General features: G+C 42.4%; 18 protein-coding genes and 3 pseudogenes. 1 reads left to right on the top strand and 20 read right to left on the bottom strand.

Annotation, left to right across the window (positions count from 1 at the left end):
* Nucleotides 1-4 precede the first annotated feature (4 nt).
* The 4 genes from secA to ACSYSN_RS02495 form a co-directional block, all read right to left on the bottom strand.
* Nucleotides 5-2,404 carry a preprotein translocase subunit SecA gene (gene secA / locus ACSYSN_RS02510; protein WP_317637952.1) on the bottom strand — a complete coding sequence of 800 codons (2,400 nt, stop codon included), beginning with the start codon at nt 2,402-2,404 and terminating at the stop codon, nt 5-7.
* A gap of 129 nt (nt 2,405-2,533) precedes the next feature.
* The gene (gene hpf, locus ACSYSN_RS02505; protein ID WP_317637951.1) at nt 2,534-3,079 is read right to left on the bottom strand and encodes a ribosome hibernation-promoting factor, HPF/YfiA family; all 546 of its coding nucleotides are present in this window, start codon (nt 3,077-3,079) and stop codon (nt 2,534-2,536) included.
* 81 nt (nt 3,080-3,160) lie between these two features.
* Nucleotides 3,161-3,850: a ComF family protein gene (locus tag ACSYSN_RS02500; RefSeq protein ID WP_491712620.1), complete on the bottom strand. Its 690-nt coding sequence runs from the start codon at nt 3,848-3,850 to the stop codon at nt 3,161-3,163.
* Nucleotides 3,847-5,130: a helicase-related protein gene (locus ACSYSN_RS02495; protein ID WP_491712619.1), complete on the bottom strand. Its 1,284-nt coding sequence runs from the start codon at nt 5,128-5,130 to the stop codon at nt 3,847-3,849. The genes ACSYSN_RS02500 and ACSYSN_RS02495 overlap by 4 nt, the downstream gene beginning before the upstream one ends.
* A 47-nt stretch (nt 5,131-5,177) precedes the next feature.
* Between ACSYSN_RS02495 and ACSYSN_RS02490 the strand changes: the two genes are divergently transcribed.
* Entirely contained in the window at nt 5,178-5,834 is a 657-nt protein-coding gene (locus tag ACSYSN_RS02490) for a YigZ family protein (RefSeq protein WP_491712618.1), read from the top strand.
* Nucleotides 5,835-5,850: 16 nt separating this feature from the next.
* Here the strand turns inward: ACSYSN_RS02490 and ACSYSN_RS02485 are convergent, their stop codons facing one another.
* The 16 genes and pseudogenes from ACSYSN_RS02485 to ACSYSN_RS02410 form a co-directional block, all read right to left on the bottom strand.
* Nucleotides 5,851-7,005 (bottom strand): glycosyltransferase family 4 protein, encoded by a 1,155-nt coding sequence (locus tag ACSYSN_RS02485; RefSeq protein WP_491712617.1) that lies wholly within the window; start codon nt 7,003-7,005, stop codon nt 5,851-5,853.
* A gap of 223 nt (nt 7,006-7,228) precedes the next feature.
* Nucleotides 7,229-9,034, bottom strand: a complete 1,806-nt coding sequence (locus tag ACSYSN_RS02480; RefSeq protein ID WP_491712885.1) for an FAD-binding protein — start codon at nt 9,032-9,034, stop codon at nt 7,229-7,231.
* Between the two features lie 40 nt (nt 9,035-9,074).
* The gene (locus tag ACSYSN_RS02475; RefSeq protein ID WP_491712616.1) at nt 9,075-10,055 is read right to left on the bottom strand and encodes a helix-turn-helix transcriptional regulator; all 981 of its coding nucleotides are present in this window, start codon (nt 10,053-10,055) and stop codon (nt 9,075-9,077) included.
* A gap of 154 nt (nt 10,056-10,209) precedes the next feature.
* Complete coding sequence (rny, locus tag ACSYSN_RS02470) at nt 10,210-11,841, bottom strand: ribonuclease Y (protein WP_491712615.1); 1,632 nt, start codon at nt 11,839-11,841, stop codon at nt 10,210-10,212.
* Nucleotides 11,842-11,986: 145 nt separating this feature from the next.
* The gene (recA, locus tag ACSYSN_RS02465) at nt 11,987-13,099 is read right to left on the bottom strand and encodes a recombinase RecA (RefSeq protein ID WP_317637945.1); all 1,113 of its coding nucleotides are present in this window, start codon (nt 13,097-13,099) and stop codon (nt 11,987-11,989) included.
* A 146-nt stretch (nt 13,100-13,245) separates the two neighbouring features.
* Nucleotides 13,246-13,561 (bottom strand): annotated as a pseudogene (locus ACSYSN_RS02460) (ABC transporter permease subunit); the annotation flags it as partial.
* Nucleotides 13,522-13,692, bottom strand: a complete 171-nt coding sequence (locus ACSYSN_RS02455) for a hypothetical protein (RefSeq protein ID WP_491712614.1) — start codon at nt 13,690-13,692, stop codon at nt 13,522-13,524. The pseudogene ACSYSN_RS02460 and the gene ACSYSN_RS02455, both read right to left, overlap by 40 nt.
* A gap of 12 nt (nt 13,693-13,704) precedes the next feature.
* Nucleotides 13,705-14,327, bottom strand: a pseudogene (locus ACSYSN_RS02450) (ABC transporter permease).
* Between the two features lies 1 nt (nt 14,328).
* Nucleotides 14,329-15,477, bottom strand: a pseudogene (locus ACSYSN_RS02445) (ABC transporter ATP-binding protein).
* 169 nt (nt 15,478-15,646) lie between these two features.
* Nucleotides 15,647-16,207, bottom strand: a complete 561-nt coding sequence (gene pgsA / locus ACSYSN_RS02440; protein ID WP_317637942.1) for a CDP-diacylglycerol--glycerol-3-phosphate 3-phosphatidyltransferase — start codon at nt 16,205-16,207, stop codon at nt 15,647-15,649.
* A gap of 19 nt (nt 16,208-16,226) precedes the next feature.
* Nucleotides 16,227-17,330 (bottom strand): helix-turn-helix domain-containing protein, encoded by a 1,104-nt coding sequence (locus tag ACSYSN_RS02435; protein ID WP_491712613.1) that lies wholly within the window; start codon nt 17,328-17,330, stop codon nt 16,227-16,229.
* A gap of 65 nt (nt 17,331-17,395) precedes the next feature.
* Nucleotides 17,396-18,124 carry an elongation factor P 5-aminopentanone reductase gene (gene ymfI / locus ACSYSN_RS02430; RefSeq protein WP_491712612.1) on the bottom strand — a complete coding sequence of 243 codons (729 nt, stop codon included), beginning with the start codon at nt 18,122-18,124 and terminating at the stop codon, nt 17,396-17,398.
* Nucleotides 18,125-18,304: 180 nt separating this feature from the next.
* Nucleotides 18,305-20,734, bottom strand: a complete 2,430-nt coding sequence (locus ACSYSN_RS02425; protein WP_491712611.1) for an FtsK/SpoIIIE family DNA translocase — start codon at nt 20,732-20,734, stop codon at nt 18,305-18,307.
* Nucleotides 20,735-20,753: 19 nt separating this feature from the next.
* Nucleotides 20,754-21,146 carry a DUF1149 family protein gene (locus ACSYSN_RS02420; protein ID WP_491712610.1) on the bottom strand — a complete coding sequence of 131 codons (393 nt, stop codon included), beginning with the start codon at nt 21,144-21,146 and terminating at the stop codon, nt 20,754-20,756.
* Nucleotide 21,147: 1 nt separating this feature from the next.
* Nucleotides 21,148-21,705, bottom strand: a complete 558-nt coding sequence (locus ACSYSN_RS02415; protein ID WP_317637937.1) for a tRNA (cytidine(34)-2'-O)-methyltransferase — start codon at nt 21,703-21,705, stop codon at nt 21,148-21,150.
* Nucleotides 21,706-21,753: 48 nt separating this feature from the next.
* Nucleotides 21,754-22,956 carry an AI-2E family transporter gene (locus ACSYSN_RS02410; RefSeq protein ID WP_491712609.1) on the bottom strand — a complete coding sequence of 401 codons (1,203 nt, stop codon included), beginning with the start codon at nt 22,954-22,956 and terminating at the stop codon, nt 21,754-21,756.
* Nucleotides 22,957-22,968: the final 12 nt, after the last annotated feature.

Here is a 22,968-nt window from a genome sequence, read left to right as displayed (position 1 = left end):
TCGCTTACCGGGTAAGATTCTGTCTGATTTCAGCTTTCATAAACAAACGAGTTACATCAAACTCAATATTCGAAACCATTTCTTCAAACATATTGTAGCCCGAATCCTGGTATTCAACCAATGGATTAAGCTGACCATATCCGCGTAGACTGATTGACTGCCGTAACTGATCCATTGCATCAATGTGATCGGTCCAACGGTCATCAACCACCCTTAAGATAACTACCTTTTCAAATTCCAACATTTCAGCTGGATCTGCCAAGGCATCCTGCTTGTCTTCATAGTTAGCTTCAACTATCTCATATAGTTCTTGCTTTAAATCAGGAATAGAAATCGTCTTGAAATCAAGCGAATCGGTCTCCTGTTCAGAAGTTAGACTCGACGTAATAAAGTCACGCAGAGAATCTAACCGCCATTTGCTGCGATCACCCTGAGTAAACATGTCAACTTGACTATTAATCGTCCGGCGAATCATTGGCACCAAGACATCTTTAAGTGAGTCTTCTTCATCAATGACTTGCATCCGCTCGCCATAAATAATTTCCCGTTGAATCCGCATCACATCATCATACTGCAAGGTCTGCTTCCGGGTGTCGTAGTTGTTACCTTCAACCCGTTTTTGCGCTGACTCAACTTGGCGCGTAATCAAGCGGCTGTCAATTACCTTGTCATCATCATTATTAGACAGACGGTCAAGGAAGTCCTTAACCCGCTCCCCACCAAAGCGTTTCATTAGGTCGTCTTCAAGTGAAAGGTAAAAGCGGGTTACACCTGGGTCTCCTTGTCGACCTGACCGTCCCCGTAACTGGTTATCAATCCGGCGTGACTCGTGCCGTTCAGTACCAATAACGGCCAAGCCACCTAATTCCTTGACGCCTGGCCCCAGCTTGATATCGGTACCACGACCAGCCATGTTAGTCGCAATCGTAACTGCACCCCGTTGACCAGCATTCATAATAATCTGGGCTTCCTTAGCGTGATTTTTGGCATTCAAAACAGCATGCGGAATACCTTCTTTTTTCAGTAGGTCACTCAACAGCTCAGAACTTTCAACCGCAACAGTTCCCACCAAAACTGGTTGACCAGCTGCATGTCGTTCCTTAATTTCTTCAACTACTGCTGCAAATTTTGAGTTCAGTGTTGGGTATAGGATATCTGAACGATCTTTTCGCAGCAACGGACGGTTGGTTGGAATTGAAATAACCTGCATGTTATAAATTTCACGGAACTCTTCTTCTTCCGTCTTGGCTGTACCAGTCATTCCGGCCAACTTTTTGTACATTCTGAAGAAGTTTTGATAAGTAATCGTCGCCTGAGTCTTGGATTCTTCCTGAATCTTAACGCCTTCTTTGGCTTCAATCGCCTGGTGCAAGCCGTCTGAATAACGGCGCCCACTCATTACCCGGCCAGTGAATGAGTCCACAATCAAGACTTCATCATCTTGCACAACATAGTCAATATCCTTGAGCATGATGTAATTTGCGCGCATGGCTTGATCAATGTGGTGAACCAGTTTCTGATTTTCAACATCATACAAGTTTTTCAAGCCAAAATGGTCGCAGGCCTTCTGAATGCCCATCCGGGTCAGAGAAATAGTCTTGGTCGGCCAGTCAATCTTGTAGTCACCATAATCTTCAATGTCATCGGCATCATCATCACTCTTATCTTCTTGCAAAGTCTTAACAAAGCGATCAGCACGTACATAGTCGCCATTCGCTTGTTCAGCTTCACCCGAAATAATCAACGGCGTCCGGGCCTCATCAATCAGAATTGAATCGACTTCATCGATAATTGCAAAATTAAGCTTGCGCTGAACCATCTGTTCCTTGTAGACCACCATATTGTCACGTAGGTAGTCAAAACCTAGCTCGGAGTTAGTCGAGTAGGTAACATCACAGTCATATGCTTCCCGTTTTTCATCCGGTGACTTCTCATTGAGGTTTAAACCAACACTTAGGCCCATCCACTTGTAGAGCTGGCCCATCTCTTCCTCATCACGGCTAGACAAGTATTCGTTGACCGTAACCACATGAACGCCTTTACCAGTCAAAGCATTCAAATAAACCGGCATCGTTGCCGTCAAAGTCTTACCTTCACCAGTCATCATTTCGGCGATATTACCAAAATGCAATGCAATCCCACCTAATATTTGAACGTGGAACGGGTACAGACCTAGGACCCTTTTAGCCCCTTCACGTGAAGCCGCAAAGGCCTCTGGCAAAAGATCGTCTAATTCTTCCCCGCTCTGCAAGCGTTCACGAAATTCAGGTGTTTTTTCCTGTAGTTGCTCATCCGTCAGTTCAGCATATTCATCAGCATAACTCTCGACCTGAGCCGCAATCTTTTCAAATTTTTTTAGTTCTCTTTTATCGTTGTTGTATAACTTCTTTAAAATGTTTGCCATTTAATCGATCCTTGTATGTAGATAAGTATAAAAACACATAATAATTTTACCATGATTGAGGCTAAATGAAAAACAAACGAAACAAAGACCCCACAATAAATGCGAGGTCTTTGTTAATTAGTAGCTTGTTTACTTGGTTTCAATCAAACCGTAACGACCATCATTTCTACGGTAGACAATACTGATACCGTTTGTTTCAGCATCACGAAAAACGAAGAAGTCATGTTCCAACATATTCATTTGCAAAATTGCTTCTTCTGGACTCATTGGCTTCAAACCGATATGTTTGTTGCGGACAATCGTGAAATCGCTGGCCTTCTTATCTGCTTCTTCCGCAGCACCGTCGACAAAGAAATCGCTAATCCCCTTTTCACGACTCTTCCGGTTAATTCTTGTCTTGTATTTTCTAATCTGGCGCTCTAACTTTTCGGAAACAGAGTCAATACTGCGATACATGTCATCAGTTGTCTCTTCTGCTCTCAAAACTAAGTATGGCAGTGGGATAGTAACTTCAACCTTGGCCTGCCGGTCACGATACACTTTTAAGTTGACATGGGCTAACATATCTTGATTCAATTCAAAATACTTTTCTAGCTTTTTAAGTCGCTTTTCAACATAACTTCTTAAAGCGTCGGTTACCTCGATATTTTCTCCACGAACATTATACTTTAACATTTGAGATTCTCCTTTCAACTGTATCTGCAGTTTTTTGTTACCCATATTATACCAAAACCAAAATGCACTGACCAAGTTAATCTACCGGCAAATTGTGAAACTAGTAATCTGAGCCTGAGGAAAAACGCTTAAAAGCGCATCCCGAGCATGATACAGTGTCCTACCAGTAGTATAGATATCATCCAACAGCAAGACTTTATGCTTGTTTAAATTGGAAGTTGTTTTTTCGGCAACGGTAAAACTTTGCTGACTGCTTAAGCGGTCCGCACGCGTTTTTTCGCCTTGTGCACCGTAGCCCGGCCCCTTTAACAAAATATTACTGAGGGGAACTAAATCGCCATAGATTGCACTAATTGTGTCAAATTGCCTTTGGACAAGATGTTCAGGTGAAGTTGGCACTGGTACATAAAAGTCAGCCTTGATTTTACTTAATTCGCGGTAGCATAATTCCTGTAAAACCTGATACAGCAGGTAGTCACCGTAGCGCTTAAAATTTACCATCAAGTCGTGGCAGGCCTCATTATAGCGGTAAACAGCATGGTTAAACAAAATCTTTTTGCCATAAATTTGTTGCCAGCGTTGGCAATCAGCACACCCTTGGCCTGCCACTAATTGGCCAGTGCAAATTCGGCACTTTGGCTCTGCCAACCGCTCAAACTTAGCCAAACAAGGACTGCAAATAGCTGATTGGCGGTATAAATGCCATGATAGCAGGTGCAGCAGTGCAGTTCGCGGTACAAAAAGCTGGCCACAGAGTAAGCATTTCTTCACTGATTCATTCTCCTAATCTGCTGCATTGCCTGCCGAATATTGCCTGTGTACTTGTGGTAGCAAAATAAAACCAGCCCTGCGGAATCATCTTTTGCACGACCGACCCGCCCAGCAATTTGAACCAGACTCGCAGCCGTATAAATTTGATCATCGGCCTGGACGACAATTACCCACACATGTTTAAAGGTGACGCCCCGTTCCAGAATTGTCGTAGTCACCAGTAACTGCAATTCACCCCGGCGAAATTGGTCAACCTTCTCGAGCCGGTGCGGATCACTGGCGTGCACACCGGCAATGCCAAGCCCGCTGAGCGCGCTCACCTGCTTAAGCGCGGCTAAATAGCGCGGAATCTGCTCGATCCGCGGGACAAAGAGTAGCAAGGGGTGGTCCTGTTTAACGGCAAGTCGAATTTCTTTTAGCAGTTGCGGGTGGATTTTACCTTTTGCTAAATAGGGACGCAAAAACAACCGTTCGCGCGGAACTGGTAAAAGTCCACCATGAAAACGGCGCTGAAGCCGCACCAGCTCAAGCTCACCCGTCTTAACTTGCTCAAGCAAGGCCTTTGTTGGAGTCGCCGTCAGATAAGTACACACGCCAGGTTTTTTGACCGCATGCCGGGCACCTAAGTGCAACTGCGGATCGGCCACATAGGGGAAGGCATCAACTTCATCGATTATTAGTAGATCAAAGGCCCGAAAAAATTTCAACAACTGGTGCGTTGTACATATTGTCAGTTGTTCTAACCCAGGTTCATTAAAGTCGCGTCCGTGGTATTTTCCAATTGTTAAGTCGGTAAAGGCAGCTTTAAAGCGGGGAAACAGTTCGTTAACCACATCAATTCGCGGACTGGCAATGCAGCAGCGTCCACCCATAGCTAGACATGCAGCCACCTGGTAAAACATCATTTCAGTCTTACCGGCACCAGTTACTGCGTGAACCAATGTATTTTGGCCCTTTTGGAAGTTCATCACCAATTTATGAGAAATTTCCGCTTGCTGGCTTGTTAATTGTCCTCGCCAGGTCAAGCCACCGTTTTGCCAGTGCGGAAAAGTTATACTTGCCCCATTACGCACCAGCAAATCTCCTTCGACTACACGCCCTATCCCAATGCAGGCGCGACAATAAAACTTACCGTTAGGCAAGGTCGCACTTACACGGGCACCGCACCGCTGACAATGCTTGTTGACAATTGCACTAACTTTGGTCAAGCCTGCACTTGTGATAAAATCCTCTTGACTGCTAATCCATTGACGGCCTGCGAGGTTGGTTAAATTTTCCATTGACTTATCCTCCAGTTACCAAATACGCAAAAAAGGAGGTTGATTTTTTGACCCAAGAGAATAATTACCTAACCATTAAAGCAAACGGTAGTCACGAACTTACCATTAAAAAGAGTCGTTTCATTGCCACGCTAATTCGAACCACAAGCATTGCTGAAGCGGAAACTGCAATTGGCTTAATAAAGCAAAAATACCGCGATGCCAGCCACAATACTTTTGCTTACACGATAGGCTTAAACGACGAGCACGTGAAAGCAAGCGACAATGGTGAACCAGCTGGAACTGCCGGTGTACCCGAATTAAAGGCACTGCAACTGATGAATTTAAAAAATGTTACAGTGGTCGTTACCCGCTACTTCGGTGGGGTTAAGCTGGGTGCTGGCGGACTAATTCGCGCTTATGCTAACAGTGTTACCAAAGGCGTAGAAGCCATCGGCGTAGTCAAGCGGGTGCTCCAGCAAGAGCTCATCTTCCACGTACCGTATAACCGCTTCGACGAAGTACAGCATTTTTTGGCGACGGAACAGTTTTTGGTCGACCACATTGACTATGGTACAGATGTCGTCCTGCATGTTTATACTGATAGTCAAAAACAACTAGCAGACCAGCTTACTAACTTACTAGCGGGTAAAGTGCAGTTTAAAGTCGGCATTAAGCGCTACAATGAACTTCCCATTATCGACCATAATTACCACAGCCACTAAAAAAGACTAGCTGGTCCTAGTCTTTTTGATGCCTTTTCAATTGTTCCGGTTTCTCCTGACCTAAATGCCAAACCTCAACCGTCGGGTCTTTTTTACTGCGTGAATTAATAAATTTTTGGGTCAATGCCAAGAGCGGCTTGTACTTTTCTCCAAGTAAGCCGATTGACTCCACAAAAATTTCTAAGGCCAAAATTAACCCAGCGATTAATAGCCACATCCCCCAAGCTGGTGACAACAAGAACAATAGCGAGATAAAGGAAAAAATCAATGACAGCGCATAAATCGTTAAGACAGTCTGGCGGTGCGTGAGGCCCATCTTCATCAATTGATGGTGCAAGTGGTGCTTGTCAGCTTGCGAAACTGGTCGGTTGTTGAGCTTGCGCCGAATCATCGCATAAATTGTATCAGTGATTGGCACACCCAGAATTGTGATCGGTACCAGCAAAGAGATGAAAGTGACGTTTTTCAAACCCTTGAGTGAAAAAATGGCAATCATAAAACCGATATAAAGCGCCCCCGTATCGCCCAAGAACATTTTTGCTGGATAAAAATTATAAGGCAAAAAGCCCAGCAGGCAGGCCGCTAACATAAAACAGCCAATCGGAATATATAACTGGCCGGTGTGCAAGAAAAAGTAACCCACGACTCCCATTGTGATCAGCGAAATCATTGAGACTCCGTCAGCCAACCCATCCAAACCATCAATCAAGTCCACTGCATTCGTCAAGGCCAGGATCCAAAAAATTGTAATCGGCAAACTCCACCAGCCTAAATTAATCTGCTTATTTACAAAGGGCAGGTTGAGCACATTCATCTTGATCCCTGCTAAAAAGTAAATAACCAGTGCGCCAATAAAAATGCCAAACATCTTCTGTCTGGGTTTAAGTTCCATAATATCATCAATGATCCCCGTCAAAACGATGACACTAGAACCCAAAAGGATGCTAAAGGCCTCATGCGTAGGAAATTGCTCTCGTAGTAGGATAAATACCCCAATATTAAAGGTGACAAAAATCCCTAGACCACCCAATGTGGGCATTGGTTGCTTGTTAACCCGTCGTTTATTAGGAATATCAACTGCCCCTAACACAAAGGCCAGCCGTCTGATGAAGGGCGTGATTGCAGCTTGAATAATCACTAAAAAGAATAATTCAACAATAATTTTAAACATAGTCGGCTACTTTCATAATTAAGTTGCTTTAATTATACAAGCTTGACTTAGAATGCACAAATTACTGGACAAATACCTGCTAAAAGTTAATCATTCAGTGATTTCATCACTTTAAGATATAGCTTTAGTCTTCTTGCTAGCGTACTTTGCTTTAAATATTTCAATTTTTTGACAATAAAAAAGTCGGATTCACATCAATCCGACTTTTTATGTATTTTATTAATTAAGCTTGGCTAAGTGCGGAAGCAACCGCTTCCTTAAAAGCTCTACTAGTTGTCGAGGCACCGGAAACAGCATCAACATTAACTGATTTTGCTTCAATTATCTTCTCTTTTAGTTGCTTAATTGCTTTGCCACCGTAGTCAGGAGACTCACTTTCTTTTAGCACTTCAATTTTAACCGGCTGTTTTTGATCGTCAACAGTTACTCGCACAACAATTTCATTGCCCATTCCACTGGTCGATTTACCAACAAATTGATTTTTATTAGTTTTGTAATGCTCTTCTTTAATATCAGTAGTCGGGAAATCGGCATCATCTATGCCATTATTTTTACTTACATTAGTTGATCCATTGGCTCCTTTATGCTTCGCTGCATTTTCCCCGGCAATCTTACCAAAAATCAGGCAGTCAGCCACGTCTTCACCACCGTTGTACTGACTGACATTCACGTGACCTAACTCACCAGCAGCATATAAATGCGGAATGACCTGCATGTCAGTATCTAAAATTTCTGCCTTTTCATTACGACGCGGTCCACCCTGGGTATTGAGCATGGTATGTTGCTGAGCCAGTGCGTAAAATGGCCCAGACATTGAAATTTTAGCCATTGTTTCAGATTTCCTACCACACTGGTAATCAACACCTTGATCCACAAAGAAGTTGTATGTTTCTATTGTGTTTTTTAAGGTCGCTGGAGCAACTTTGATTTTTTCAGCAAGTTCTTCAATCGAGTCTGACTTAACTACCTTTCCCATGGTTTCCTTCTGGAAGTTATCATTGGCACTAGCCATCAATTCATCATATTTCTTTTGATCAAAGATCATGTGTGGGTGAACTTGAGCTAAAGGAATACGCCAAATACCGTGATTATAGCGGTGGCCATGCCGTGTCATATCATCCTCTGGAACATAGCGTGTACCATCGTCACCCACCGTAATCATTGAACCTTCGCGAAAATCTTTCCATGGCATGGTATTGTGAGCTCTTTGTCCTTTAGGCATGGCTAAGCTCACTGCTCCACCTGGTTCATAATTGTGCATATGCCACAAATCAGCTCCAACTTCAATGGCTAATTTGATACCATCACCCTTATTATATAGGCTACCATATGGTAAAAGGTTGGTTTCACCCAAATAATCCTGAACCATCTGTTCGTTATTTTCAAAGCCTCCTAAGGTTAAAACAACGCCATTTTGGGCTTTAACATTGAATGATTTTCCCTCTTTTCTAATTTGAACACCTAAGATTGTTTTATCCGGAGCTTGGATTAAGTGTTCGGCTGGAGCTGAATAAAAAACATCAATCAACTTATTTCTATCAAGCACGTTTTGCCGCAGCTTTTTCCACAATGCTCCATCGAAAATACGATTATGCACCAATAAAATATCGCTGGTATCAGAGCCTTCAAATTCAGGATACTCAACAGCCATAAAGACCAGCTGCGCAATATTTTTATCAGCGGCATGTTGTTTCGCACTAAAGGCCTTAACGCCCAAATACTTATCAAAATAGTCAGGTAGTTCAACCATGCCCTTGACGTAAGTATTCATTACCTTTTCATCTAAATCAAGAGGTTCAGATAAATGTTGGTAATATTTTTTAAGTTTATTAAAATCACTTCCAGTATGAACAATTTGACCACAATATCTGGTATTACCACCTTCGTGCCCTTCTGGCGCACTATCAACTAAGAGTACTTTAGCTCCTTTATCAGCTGCAAAACGAGCTGCTGTTGCGCCCGCACCGCCAAAGCCAACCACTATTACATCATAATTTGCATTCCAGTTTTCTTTTTCAGTTAAAAACATCATTTTTTCCTTTCCATTATTAAGTTTCATCTTTGGCTATCTATCTGATTTTTTCCAAAATCAATTGATGCCGATAAGCTAGAACGGTTTTACCAGTCCACTTTTTAAATGCTTTATAAAAACAGGTAACATTGCTAAAGCCAACTAAAAAGCTGACTTCTGCAGTACTGATCGTTTCATCTTGCAGCAAGTTAAGTGCCAAAATTTTTTGAACTATGTTTAATTGTTTTTGATATGTGGTATTCTCTTTTTTCAACCAACGTTGAAGCGTTCTCGGAGAAATGCCAATTGCTTCTGATGTATCTTTTAAACGAAAATCACCCCCAGCAATTAGCCTAAACAGAGTGTTTTGAACAACTGCCGAAAAGGGTTGATCAACCTTTACCTTGTTGATGTATTTTTTTAGCCCTGGTTCTATGAATTCCCAGATAACATCATTTTGGGTGACAAACGGCTCCAGCAAATCAGCTTTTCTAAAAACTATATAATTATCAAGACTTTTTTGAGCTGTTATCCCTAAATAATGATTGATTTTAGCACCATAGGGAAATTTACTACCAATTGATACTGGCTTGATCAATTTGTTAGTACCAATTCTAAGCAAGCTTACTAGTGAAATTTGATCAACTAACAAACTAAATCGTGAATTTTTTCGATACTGTTTTAAATAACTGACGTGAATCCGTAATTTATCACCTTCCTCAAATGTGTCTAAAATAATCGGTCCTACAAATAATTCATATGACGCGAGACGCGATATTGCCTGCATCCCATTTTTACTAGAAAGTGCAGCAAAATATGGTGGAATAAATTGATAGATATTGCTTACATCACTGCATGCCAACAATTGTTCATCGCTTGCTGCTTGATCTAATATTTCAAACGCGTGCGCATTTTTCAGCCATTTTAAATCTAAACTTTTATCTGTTGTACCAAAATCAAGTAAGGTAGAAATTTTATCAAATGGATAACCTAGATTTTGTGAAAATTTTCTGAATTTCTGTATCACACTTTTCTGCATCTCATTTTCCTCCACCATACGCTTATTGTAATCCCTTTCATTTTAGCAAAAAATGATTAAGTGCGATATTTTAGGTCTGAACACGCCACATTTTTAAACTCTTTACAAAATTGGTAAATAAAAAAAGATTGAATTTTTCAATTCAATCTTTTTCTTATTTTGCAACTGTTACAACCCGTTTCTCACGAATCACGGTAATCTTAATATTACCGGGGTAATCAAGTTCTTTTTCAACCTGGTTACGAATATCTCGTGCCAAAACGGTTATCTGATCATCTGAAATCTTTTCAGGTTCTACCATTACCCGGATCTCTCGTCCCGCCTGAATGGCATATGCTTGATTGACTCCGTCATATTTTTTCGCAATTTGTTCAAGTTCGGTCAATCGTCTAATATAGTTTTCCAAACTCTCACTTCTAGCACCGGGTCGAGCAGAAGAAATCGTGTCTGCCGCAACTACTAGTTCGGCAATAAACGATAACTTCGGCACATCACCGTGGTGGGCCGCAATTGCATTAACTACTACATCGGGTTCATGATATTTTCTAGTTAATTCCACACCAATTTCAACGTGTGAACCTTCAATATCATGATCGATGGCTTTTCCAATATCGTGTAATAATCCCGCGCGAACCGCTAATTTTTCATTTAAACCGAGTTCTGCCGCCATTGTTCCGGCTAACTTAGCAACCTCAATCGAGTGTCCCAAGACATTCTGTCCATAAGATGTGCGGTACTTAAGTCTGCCTAGCACTTTCACAAGTTCTGGATTCATTTTATGAATCCCTAACTCCATCAATGCGCTTTCACCGGCCTCATAAATGTCATCATTTACTTCTTTACGAGCCTTGTCCACCGTCTCTTCAATTCGAGCTGGGTGAATTCGTCCATCTTTAATCAGACGCTCCATTGCCCTTTTAGCGATTTCACGCCTAATTGCATCAAACCCACTAAGAGTGACAACTTTTGGTGTATCATCAATGATTAAATCAATTCCAGTGAGGGCTTCAAAAGAACGGATATTGCGACCTTCTCGGCCAATAATCCGACCCTTCATTTCCTCATTAGGCAAATCAACCACCGAAACTGTAGTTTCGGCTACTGTATCTGCTGAACTGCTTTGAATCGCATCAATAATCACCTTACGAGCATAATGATCGGCCTTAGCTTGAACTTCTTCGTTGCTATCACGAATCATTTCTGCTCGCTCTTTGCTTAATTCCTCAGCTAGTTGACTCAGAACCAGCTTTTTCGCTTGCTCATCATCTAACTGGGCAACCTCATAGAGTCTCTCTTTCCTTTGCTCAACTAAATCATTGGCAGTTTGAATTTTTTTACTTAGTTCGGACTGTTCCTGCTTTAGTTGCTCCTCTTTAGCAGAAAGGTTATTTTCCTTCTCTACTAGTAAAGAACTCTTATGATCAAGTGTATCTTCTCTTTGCTTCAGGCGGTTATTGTCACGCGCAATCTCATCGCGCTTGACATGCAACTCATCTTCAACTTTTTGTCGATAATCTTGAATCTTTTCCTGAGCTTCAAGAATTTTTTCTTTCTTAGTGTTTTGTGCACTCTGCTTCAAAGCATCAGCTTCCTGCTTCTGGGCATTGACTTCTGCTTTAGCGGCAGCTACTTGTGCTTTTGCTTCGGTTAAAATATGGTCTGCATCGTTTTGCGCATGCTGCGCTTTCTTTTCCCAAATCTGCTTTCGGAAATAAAACCCAATACCGGCACCCAATAAAATTGAAATAAAAGCAATCGCGACGGGAATCAAAAATATTTTTGTCATGATTACTATCGCCTTTTTTTATTTCTTTTAGATTATTCACACAGTCTTAATGATAAAGAACCGGGCCGCTGATGTCAAACAACTGCATGTGAATTGACCAAAAAACCCTGACCCCGTTTACAGGTCAAGGTTTATTTCTTCAAAATTACTTACTTTTGTTACTGGCTTCTTCACTTGCAGAAGCCTCCTTGTCGGTAGCGCTAGCAGTTTGAGCCTTTTTGGCCTTGACCTTTTCTGGGTCTTCCCGTTCTGCAATAGCATCTTCATCGATGCCGTAGGCATGACGAACCTGCTGTTGAACATCATCATAGATATCAGAATGGTCCTCCAGATATTTTTTCGCATTCTCACGGCCCTGCCCGATGCGCTCATCATGGTAAGAATACCATGAACCAGCCTTATCAATGATATCCTTATCTGCAGCCATATCGAGTAGCTCACCGCTTTGGGAAATCCCTTGCCCGTACATCATGTCAACTTCAGCAACTTTAAAGGGTGGCGCAACCTTATTCTTCACAACTTTAATCTTAACCCGGTTACCAGTAATTTCACCACCGGTCTGTTTAATCTTTTCGGCTCTTCTAATTTCTAATCGAACAGTTGCATAGAACTTAAGTGCCCGACCACCGGGAGTGGTTTCTGGGTTACCAAACATAATGCCAACTTTTTCCCGAATCTGGTTAATAAAAATTGCAATGGTTTTGGTCTTGTTAATATTGCCCGAAAGTTTACGCAGGGCCTGACTCATCAGTCGGGCCTGCAATCCAACATGGCTATCGCCCATCTCACCGTCAATTTCGGCTTGCGGTACCAAGGCAGCAACGGAATCGACAATTAAAATATCAATTGCGCCACTAGTAATCAGGGTGTCAGCAATTTGTAAACCCTCTTCCCCGGTATTCGGTTGCGACAAGATAAGTGAGTCGACATCTACTCCTAATGCTTCGGCATAAGCAGGATCCATCGCGTTTTCTGCATCAATATAAGCTGCAGTTCCACCACGTTTCTGCACCTCAGCCACTGCATGCAAAGCAACCGTAGTTTTACCAGAAGATTCTGGCCCATAGATTTCAACAATTCTTCCCCGGGGGTAACCGCCTACGCCAAGTGCAGCATCAAGTGCAAGTGAACCAGAAGGAATGGTTGAAATTTTGGTGTTTGCCTTATCGCCCATCCGCATAACGGCACCCTTGCCAAAATTCTTCTCAATTTTCTTTAGTGCCGCGTCTAGTGCAGCCTTCTTTTCATCTTTGGCCAAGAATTTTTCCTCCTAAATAATGATCATTTCAATACTTACTAATTATACTTTGATTAACGCGCAATTTGCAAGGAAAACCGAACAAACGTTTAAACTTTTAACCTGCACTAGTAACTACGCCAAAAAAACATAATTTCTTTAAAAATTTACTTGCTAAGACCTTTGGGTTGTAGCCACTTTTGAGCAAAATTCATGACCGTATCGACCAGGATTGCCATCAAGTCAGTTGGCAGAGCCCCGGCTAAAATAATGGCACTGCCATTGGTTGCATTAGTTCCGCGAATAATAATGTCACCGAGGCCCACAGCGCCCACAAATGAACCGATTGACGTAATTCAGTTTGCGATGACCAGCACATTTTTCAAGCCTAATTACCGATAACGACAGTGGCAAACGCACCAGATACAATAACTGTAGTCTGGTCATACCCATGCTCTTACCCGAATCGATGACGTTGTGGTCAGGGCCGTAATGCGAATATTTGCTTTACTTACTTGGGTATCAGCCAGACCTGGTAAGCCGTAAGCACTCGTCCCCATTACTAGCAAAAAAGTCAGCACCAGCAGCAGGATTTTTTTAAAGCTGTTTTTCATGATGATCCTCCTTTATATTCCCTGGGGCGTGATTTTGTGTTCCAACTTCCCTAACAAATAGTCTGTCAGCAAAGCTAAGATAATTACCGGAATTGTGCCAACAAAAATTAAATCAGGTTGATACAGACTAAGCCCATTGAAGATGAAATCGCCCAATCCACCCGCACCGATATAAGAAGCGAGGGTGCCCCAAGCAATGATATAGATTGCTGATAATCGGATACCCGCCATGAGTACCGGCATTGCCAGGGGAATATCAACTTTAAGCATCAGCTGCACCTCTGTCATTCCAAGTCCGAGCGCTGAATCAATCGTATCGGGATTTACACTAGTCAAGCCAACATAGGTATTACGCAAAATCGGCATCAGACTGTATAAGAAAAGCGCAATAATTGCCGGCACCCGACCCACGCCAAAAAAGGAATCATCATTGCTAGAAGAGCCAAGGCAGGTATCGTCTGCAACATACTAGCAAGCGCAATTACTACTTTGGCAATGCGATGAAACTTCATTAGAATAAGGCTAAGTGGCACTGCCACAATGATACCCAAAGCCAATGCAATAAATGAAATGGATATTTGCTGCCACGTTTTAACAATTAGCTCTGAACCATGTTGAGCCAAAAACGTTGTCATTTTATTTCGCCTCTTTTGATGACCGCTCGTCTAGGGAACTTTTATCGCTCCAGATTTTTTCATAAACGACGTTGACCAAACTTGACCTAGTAACTATTCCAACTAGCTTCCGATCCGCGTCGACTACCGGAATATACTGCCCATTGCGACTCAACACCGCCGGAAGTTGTCACGCAAATATTTTTCTGGACCTACACTAGCAATATCGGTTAGTAAAATATCACTCACACTACTTACTTTAAAATCTCTACACGGTAAGTCATCAATAGAAATATAGCCCTTAAGGTGATTACCATCGTCAACGACTAATAAAGTGTCAACGTGACGTTTTTTCATCATGGTCAAGACGTCAATCAGAGTTGCTCCCAGATTGATCTTAACTGGCCCAGTTGACATCACATTTTTGACCTTAACCGTTTCATATTTTGCTTCCGCAAGCCGCTCTTCTCCGATTAGACTTTTAACAAAATCATTTGCCGGATGATGTAAAATCTCATCAGGTGTACCCACTTGAATTAACTTTCCATCATGCAAAACAACAATCTTAGTTGCTAATTTTAAGGCTTCATCTATGTCATGTGTGACAAACACAATTGTCTTACCCAGTTGCATTTGCAGGTTTTGAACCAGTTTTTGTAAACTTTCACGCGTAATTGGGTCCAGGGCACCAAAGGGTTCAACCATCAGAATTAGGTTTTGGTTGGCAGCTAGCGCACGAACAACACCAATCCGTTGCTGCTGCCCCCCAGACAACTCCATTGAATAACGGTCAAGCATGATGCGGAGAGCTAAGCCAGTTTGATTAGTCTTTGCGCCGCACTTGTCAGTTTGTCTTTGGGCCACTTGAGTAATTTGGGAACTAGAACAATGTTTTCCCTAATCGTCATATGCGGCATCAAACCATTGTTTTGGATCACATAGCCAATATGACGCCGTAAATTAACCGGGTTAAAGGTCCGCACATCCTTGCCAGTTACTAATACTTGCCCTTTAGTTACACTAATCATGCGCATTAAAGTTGTTTTACCGGACCCTGAAGTCCCAATCAAACAGCAAAATTCCCCCCTTATTTATTGCAAAACTAATATTTGCTACGGCTGGTTTTTTTGACCTTCGGATATAACTTAGTCACCTTTTTGAACTCAACCATCAGAGTCTCTTTACCATAACCCCCCTTTTTTCAAGAACTATTTAAGTTAATTCTAGCAACTTCATTATTGTTAATCAATTAAGTCGGGTTCAGACAACCTTTACTGCCTATTTAAGTGCAAACAAAAAACACTAATAAAATTAGTGTTTTTGGTTATTATGTAGGTAAATTACATTGAATCTTTAAAGACAGACCATGAACTATGGAAGTAATCCCAGCCCGAATAGATGGTAAAGATCAAGGCGAGATAGAGTAAAATTGTACCAAGATTGAAAAAATTACCAATTAATAAAAAGATGATTGAGAGCATCTGACAGGTGGTTTTGATTTTACCGGGCATCTCCGCCGCCATCACTTGTCCCTTGTTCTCAGCGAGAATAAGCCGCAGTCCGGTAACTGCCAATTCTCGACAGACAATAATTGCCACCACCCAGGCTGGCGCCAAGTTCAAAGAAATAAGCATGATAAAGGCTGTCATCGTTAGCATTTTGTCTGCCAGCGGATCAGCAAATTTACCAAAATTAGTCACTAAATTTTGCGCCCGGGCAATGTGTCCATCGAACCAATCCGTAGCCGCAGCAACCGCGAATACAACCGCGGCCACTAGTAAATTCCAATATACCGTAGTATTACCAACCTTGATGCTGGCATTACCACCAAAGATGACAATCACCATAAAGACTGGTATTAACAAAATTCTAAATACCGTTAATTTATTAGGTAAATTCATGCTCTATCTCCTTATTTCACTATTTCTTATCACCATCATTGTTAGCTGAATCACTCCCGCTTTGCTTGTTCTGATCGCTACCATTGGTCTGATTGTTCCCATGTCCAGTCTGCTGGTTACTCTGGGTAGACTGGCCACTATGTTGGTTATTAGTTGTAGTATTATTGCCAGTTGACTGATGTTGTCCCTGGTTTTGTTGGCTCTGCTGGCCTTGGTTAGTATTAGTTTGGTTTGAATTAGAGTTATTAACAGTTGAGTCAGATTGCTGGTGCTGGTTCGAATTAGTTGAGTTAGCTTGATTCTGGTTAGAGTTACGTTTTCCAATCAAGAAAGTTAAAGAAAGGACGGTGTTTTGCCCATTGTAGGGAACCTTCTTCTTACCAATTGAAATGGCGGTACCAGATGCATTGCTTAACGTCACCACTACCGACTGGACATTGGCCGGCAGCTTCAAGGTGTGCTTTTGCCCTGCAGCTAGCGGCTGAGCCCTTTGGCTAACCCCATTCATGGTAATAGTCACAGTCGTAGCTTGATCACCAGCACGGACGACTAAGTCACGGTTGCCGTTTTTCTTTAGACCAGTAACCTGGTACTGATTATCAGCCAACTGTCGTATTTTGACCGGATTAACCACTTTAGGCCGAGACTTTTTGCGTTTTTGTGAACTTTCCGAAGAAACAGCCACATCGTTAGCCGAATTGTCTTGGTTGTTGTTAGCTGAGAAGTGCGCGTAAACAACGTAGCAAACCAGCAGAACCACAACTACACCGAGGCCAATAATAATTCGGGGCAAATAGTCCTGCCACAGCTTTTTCTTCTTACTGGTCGTCTTTCGGACTTCTTCACTCTTATTATCGAGTGATTCCTCAACATATTCTTCTGGTTCAGCCTTAGGAATCTCTTTATGATATTCACTCAATAATTGCTTACCATCAAGGCCAACAATTTGCGCATATTGCCTAATAAAAGCCCGGACATAAAAGTCGCCAGGAAGTTTAGCAAAATCATTCTGCTCAATCGCTATCAGATATCTACTTTGAATCTTAGTCGCTTTTTCAACATCTTCAATTGAAAATCCTTTTGCTTCTCTGGCGTGCTGTAATTTTTCTCCGATATCTGCCATAATTACCCTCTTTTATTCTTTATTTATACTTTGAGCATATCACATATTGCCATAATTTTTTACTATCATTTAAGCCAACCACCGCTCACATAGATTGTCTGGCCAGTTAAATAGCCAGATTGGCGGTCAAGCAGTGTCTTAACCCAAAAAGCGATGTCGCTGGTTGTGGCTAAACGGCCAATCGGTAACTCAGCCTTTAGTGCTGCTATGGCTTCAGAATCAAACTGGGCATTCATCGCGGTGTCAACTGCACCAGGCGCGAGCACATTTACGGTGAGATTGGCTGAAGCCACTTCACGCGCATAACTCTGTGCGAACCGTTCAAGCCCCGCTTTAGAGGAGCTATACACCGCCTCCATAGCACTACCATCACCACCATAAACCGACCCTAAGTAAACAATCCGACTAAACTCATTTTTGGTTAGTACTGACTCAAGCAAGTTAGTCAGCTTAATCGGCGTTATTAGATTAACTTGCATCAGCTGGTCAACCTTGGTCAGTTCCTGGCCATTGACCAGATGATAATCGGTTATTCCTTGGGCAAAAACAAGCGCGTTAACTGGCAAAAGATGATTAACAAATGCCACTACAGCACTATCTTCAGCCAAAAAACTAAACTTAACCGGAATAAAATCCTGTTGCGGAAATCGATGGCTTAGCTCTGCACTCAGGTCACTGGCCGCAGACCAGTTAGTACTACAATGAATATAAAGAGACCAACCAGCCCCTGCTAAAACTTCACTGATTGCACGACCTATCCCACCGCTAGCACCAAATATGATTGCTCGCTGCATTTTTATTTTATCCTTTTAGGCTATTTATTAATTAATTGCTTATAAACAGCGAAATAATTATATAACAATTGTGGCCTTATTTCTACACCAAATCCCAATATTTTGATTCGTTATAATTTTACCATTAATTTCTCGTAAAATAGCGCAAAACTATCATATGATAAACTTTTTTTAAAAAATTTAGTTATTTTTTTCGTCTTTTACAGGAGGAAGGAATACTTGTCGGGGCTTTGACCCTTCTGGTGGGCCCACTACTCCTCTTTTTTCCATTTCATCAACAATTCGTGCCGCTCGATTATAACCAATTCGAAACCGGCGCTGCAACATCGAAACGCTGGCGCCCTGCTGTCTTCTGACCAAATCAACTGCCTGATCATAAAACTCATCCTGAGGTTCTTCAGTTACACTTTCAGCTGCTGCCTCTCCCTTTTGCGGAATCATTTCTTGGTCATATTCAGGCTTTTGCTGGTCTTTAACCCAGGTAATAACTTTTTCTACTTCATGGGAAGCAATATAAGCCCCCTGAATTCGTTCAGGCTTGGCGGCTCCAACTGGCATATACAGCATGTCGCCCCGGCCGATCAATTTTTCGGCTCCCGTTTGATCTAAAATCGTCCGTGAATCAACCCCGCTGGAAACAGCAAAAGATATTCTTGACGGCACGTTAGCCTTGATTAACCCCGTAATCACATCAACACTTGGGCGCTGGGTCGCTAAAATCATATGAATACCAGCGGCCCGGGCCATTTGTCCTAAGCGGACAATTGCGCCTTCAACATCGCGACCCCCAACCATCATTAGATCACTCAGTTCATCGACTACAACCACTATGTAGGGTAGCACAGACATCGCCGGTTTAGACTTGTCCTGGTTATTAAGCCGAACTTTTTCATTGAATTCCGCCATATTGCGGGCACCGCTTGCGGCAAACAATTTGTAGCGTCGTTCCATTTCCTTGACGGCCTTGCTCAAAGCGTTAGCCGCCAATTTGGCATCTGTTACAACCGGAATCAGTAAGTGGGGGACGCCCTTATAAACTGATAGCTCAACCATCTTAGGGTCAATCAAAATCATCTTTATCTGGTCGGGAGTTGATTTCATTAGAATACTGGTTAAAATCGTGTTAATGGCCACTGACTTACCGGACCCAGTTGAACCCGCTATCAGCAGGTGGGGCATTTTAGCCAGGTTAACTGAAACGATTTGGCCGCTAACATCTTTGCCCAAAGGTACTTCCATTGGATCCTCCTGGGCCTCAAGATCCTGATTCTGCATCACATCTTTAAAGGCCACTACGGAGGTCGTCTGATTAGGAACTTCTATTCCAATGAAAGGTTTGCCTGGAATCGGGGCCTCAATCCTAATATCCTTAGCTGCTAGAGCTAGAGCTAGGTCATCGGCTAGGTTCACAATCCGACTAACCTTGACCCCAACTGCCGGTTGAATTTCGTAGCGGGTAATAGTCGGACCGAGAATTGCTTTTTTAATGATGACATTAACCCCAAAACTCTTAAAAGTGGTCTGCAGCGTTTGGGTGTTTTTTCTAACCAAAGCTTTGTCCATGCTCTGGTCAATATTTTGCGCAGGGTCAAGCAAGGATAATGGTGGCTTCTGATACTGCGGATTTACTGCTGTAGTTTGCTTTAACTTGCCATGATCAATTCCAGCCAATTCCTGCTGAAGTGCCTTATCCTCATCGGCAAATGAATGGGACTTAGGCAGAAAGTCATTTGCCTGGGGTGAACGGTCTTCGTCAGTTGGAGCGGGCTGACTGGCAAATTGAATTTGTGGTTCATCGCTGGAAGCTGCAGGCTCATTTTCTGCACTCCAAGCTTGGTCAAGATCGTTTTCTTCAGCTGACTGGGTCTGCCGTTCTTTTGTGGCAAAATCGTCAACGTTAGGAAAGACCGGCGTTTCAGTGGCAGGTGAATCCGCCACGTCACGCACATTTGCCTCCAGCTGCTGGGTCTTTTGCTCACGAACTGTACTGTACTTGTCCTTAAGCTTAGTCCCCGCCTCTTGGTTCTTTTTGACAAAAAGTTGACCAAAAGCTTGGACTTGATGCATAAGATTTGTGAATTTTACGTCAAAAAACATCAAGCCACCAATTGGAATCAACAACACTGCAATTACCCGCAATCCAATATGGCCAAATAACGAGTAACAGAGCTGGTAGCCGATTGCACCGATCAGGCCGCCGCCCACGGATTCAGTAATGGCGGCACGACCAAATTCAGCTGTCATTTCATGCCAAAAGGCATTCATAAAGTTGTTATTGACCAATTCATGCTCAAAGTATAGGCTGCTTTGGATTAGTAATACGCCTAAAATAGCTAAGAACAAGCCACTTCCACGCTTAAACTTAAAATGTAGTGGCTTATTATAAATTAATAAAACCAGGCCAAAAAGAGCGCACAAACCCGCCCCCAGCAAATAAGCATCGCCAAAAAAGAGGCGAAAGACATTAGCAATCTGCTTACCTAGGCTACCGGATTTAACCAAGGACAAACTGGCAACCACCAGTTGTACAAGTCCGATAATGGACCATGTCAGGCCCGAGTTCTGCCGTTTTTTTCTTGCTTTAGTCGTTTTTCTTTTTTTCTTAGGCATATCTTCCCCTAATCAAAAATTAAAAGTTTGCTTGAAAGTTTAAATTAACCGGCTCATCCAAAGTAATTTGAGTAACTTCATAGGTGAGGGTTTCAATATATTCAATCAGCGGTCGGCTAAGCAGTTTATAGTCGGTCTTAGCCAAATCACTGCCGTCACCAAAGTATTCTTTAATTTGGACAATTTGGCTAATCATTCCGCTAACAGAAAAATGTCCCGGTTCCGGCGCAACATCAAAAACTATCGCCACTTCAAAATAGTTACCATTATCACCAGCATCAGTCGTCCCGTCCTGGTTTTGTCGCTCCACCTGTTTCAGTCCAAAGTTAACTTGATCCTTAGTTTCAGGCTCCTCGTTAATATCATAGTGAAAGTTCTTAACTAGGACAGGGGTCTCTTTATTAAAGTCCATTTTATTCTCCTCCTAAATTGCGCTCATACCGGCTTGACCGCTGATAGTTATCTTTTAATTTGTCATTTTCATAGTGGTGCGTGGTCTCCAACCCAGCAAAATGCTGTTGCCGCAGGGCTTCCAGTAAGACAATGGCAACCGAATTAGCTAAGTTGTAACAACGAATATTGTCCGACATCGGAATTCGTAAATTGCGCTCTTCATATTCTCGCATAAACGTTTCAGGTAAACCAGTTGTTTCCTTACCAAAAACGAAGTAGTAATTCTTTTCAGTAGCAGAATAATCGACTTCGGCATAATTTCGGGATGAAAATTTCGAAATTAAATAAAGCTCATCCTGTGGTCCTAGCTTTCCTAAAAAATCGGCCAGGTCATCATGCCGACGGACCTCAACTCGGTCCCAATAATCTAACCCTGCTCGTTTCATTTTCTTATTATCAATTTGAAAGCCCAGCGGCTCTATTAAGTCGAGTACCGTATTCGTACCCGCGCACGTCCGGGCAATATTACCAGTGTTGGCCGGCATTAGTGGTTCATATAAGACAACGTGATTTGTCAATTTTTTACTCCTTAATTTAAAAAGTGCGGTCCAGTGACCACACTTTCATTAATTCTTCGTCACTTCTTGACTTTTACCCGTGTTCTTTGAAGGCAAAGCAGTACTCTCATCCTCATCAAACACCTGTGAAACTTTACGATAATAATTGTATACCCGCAGCGTAATGATTTTAAGGATCGCATAGGTCGGAATCCCAAAAATGACACCCCAGAGGCCTCCAACTGCACTGGCACCAATCAACACTAAAATAGTGGTAACGGGGTGCATTTCCATCTTGTTACCCATTACTAGCGGGCTAATAAGGCGCGATTCAATCGTCTGTTCGAGGGCAAACACAACTATTACCTTAATAACCATCGGTACCGAGGTCATAATTGCAATCGCAATTGCGGGAATAAAGGCAATGAAGGTCCCAAAATACGGAATTAAGTTCAAAAAGCCACTTACAACCGCCAAGGCGATACCATACTGTAACCCAACGACACTGTAACCGATTGAAAACATCACCCCCACCCAGAAGGCCACGGTAATCTGCCCGCGAATATATGAAGCTAAGGCAGTATTAATATCATATAGCAATTCGCTGAAACCATTTTGCCACCGCTGAGGAGCAAATTGAGTCAAATACGGGCGCAGCTGGTGCGCATCTTTCAGCATGAAAAACAGGATAAACGGAGCGGTCAATATCGTCATAAAGATAATGGTCACAATACTGATTGCTGAGGAAATATTATTCAGCGTGGCATTGATTGTGTCCTGTCCCGACTTGAACAGCATACTCTGGGCCCGGCTAATTGCATCGTTGATATTATTCTTGACACTATGCAAGTGCGGGTCACTCAATGTTTTTTGGATAGCAACCGTGGCGTCCTTCCAGATATATGGCCAGTGCTCAATCAGGGCGTTAATCTGGCCCTGGACAATTGGCAGCAAGGTATTAATAATCCACACCAGTAAAACTGCTACCAGCAAAAACAGCCCAACAATAGTTACTACCCGTGGCACCTTGAACTTGCGCTCAAGCCAATCAACCAAGGGATTCATAATGTAAAATTGAATAAGCGCGAGCAGCAGGGGCGGTAAAATGGCACTGACAAAGAGCCAAGCGGGATTCAAGACAAAAGAAACTTGATTGAATAACCAAATTACGAGCAAGAACAAAAAGATATTCAATAACGCAATACTAAAGCGGTTATTCAAAAACCATTTTTGGAAAACAGACGGCTTTTTGGTTTTTTTTTCGTAATCCATTAAATCATCCTA

It is taken from the genome of Lactobacillus sp. ESL1191, from assembly GCF_058504435.1.
This window is presented reverse-complemented; position numbering and strand designations above follow the sequence as displayed.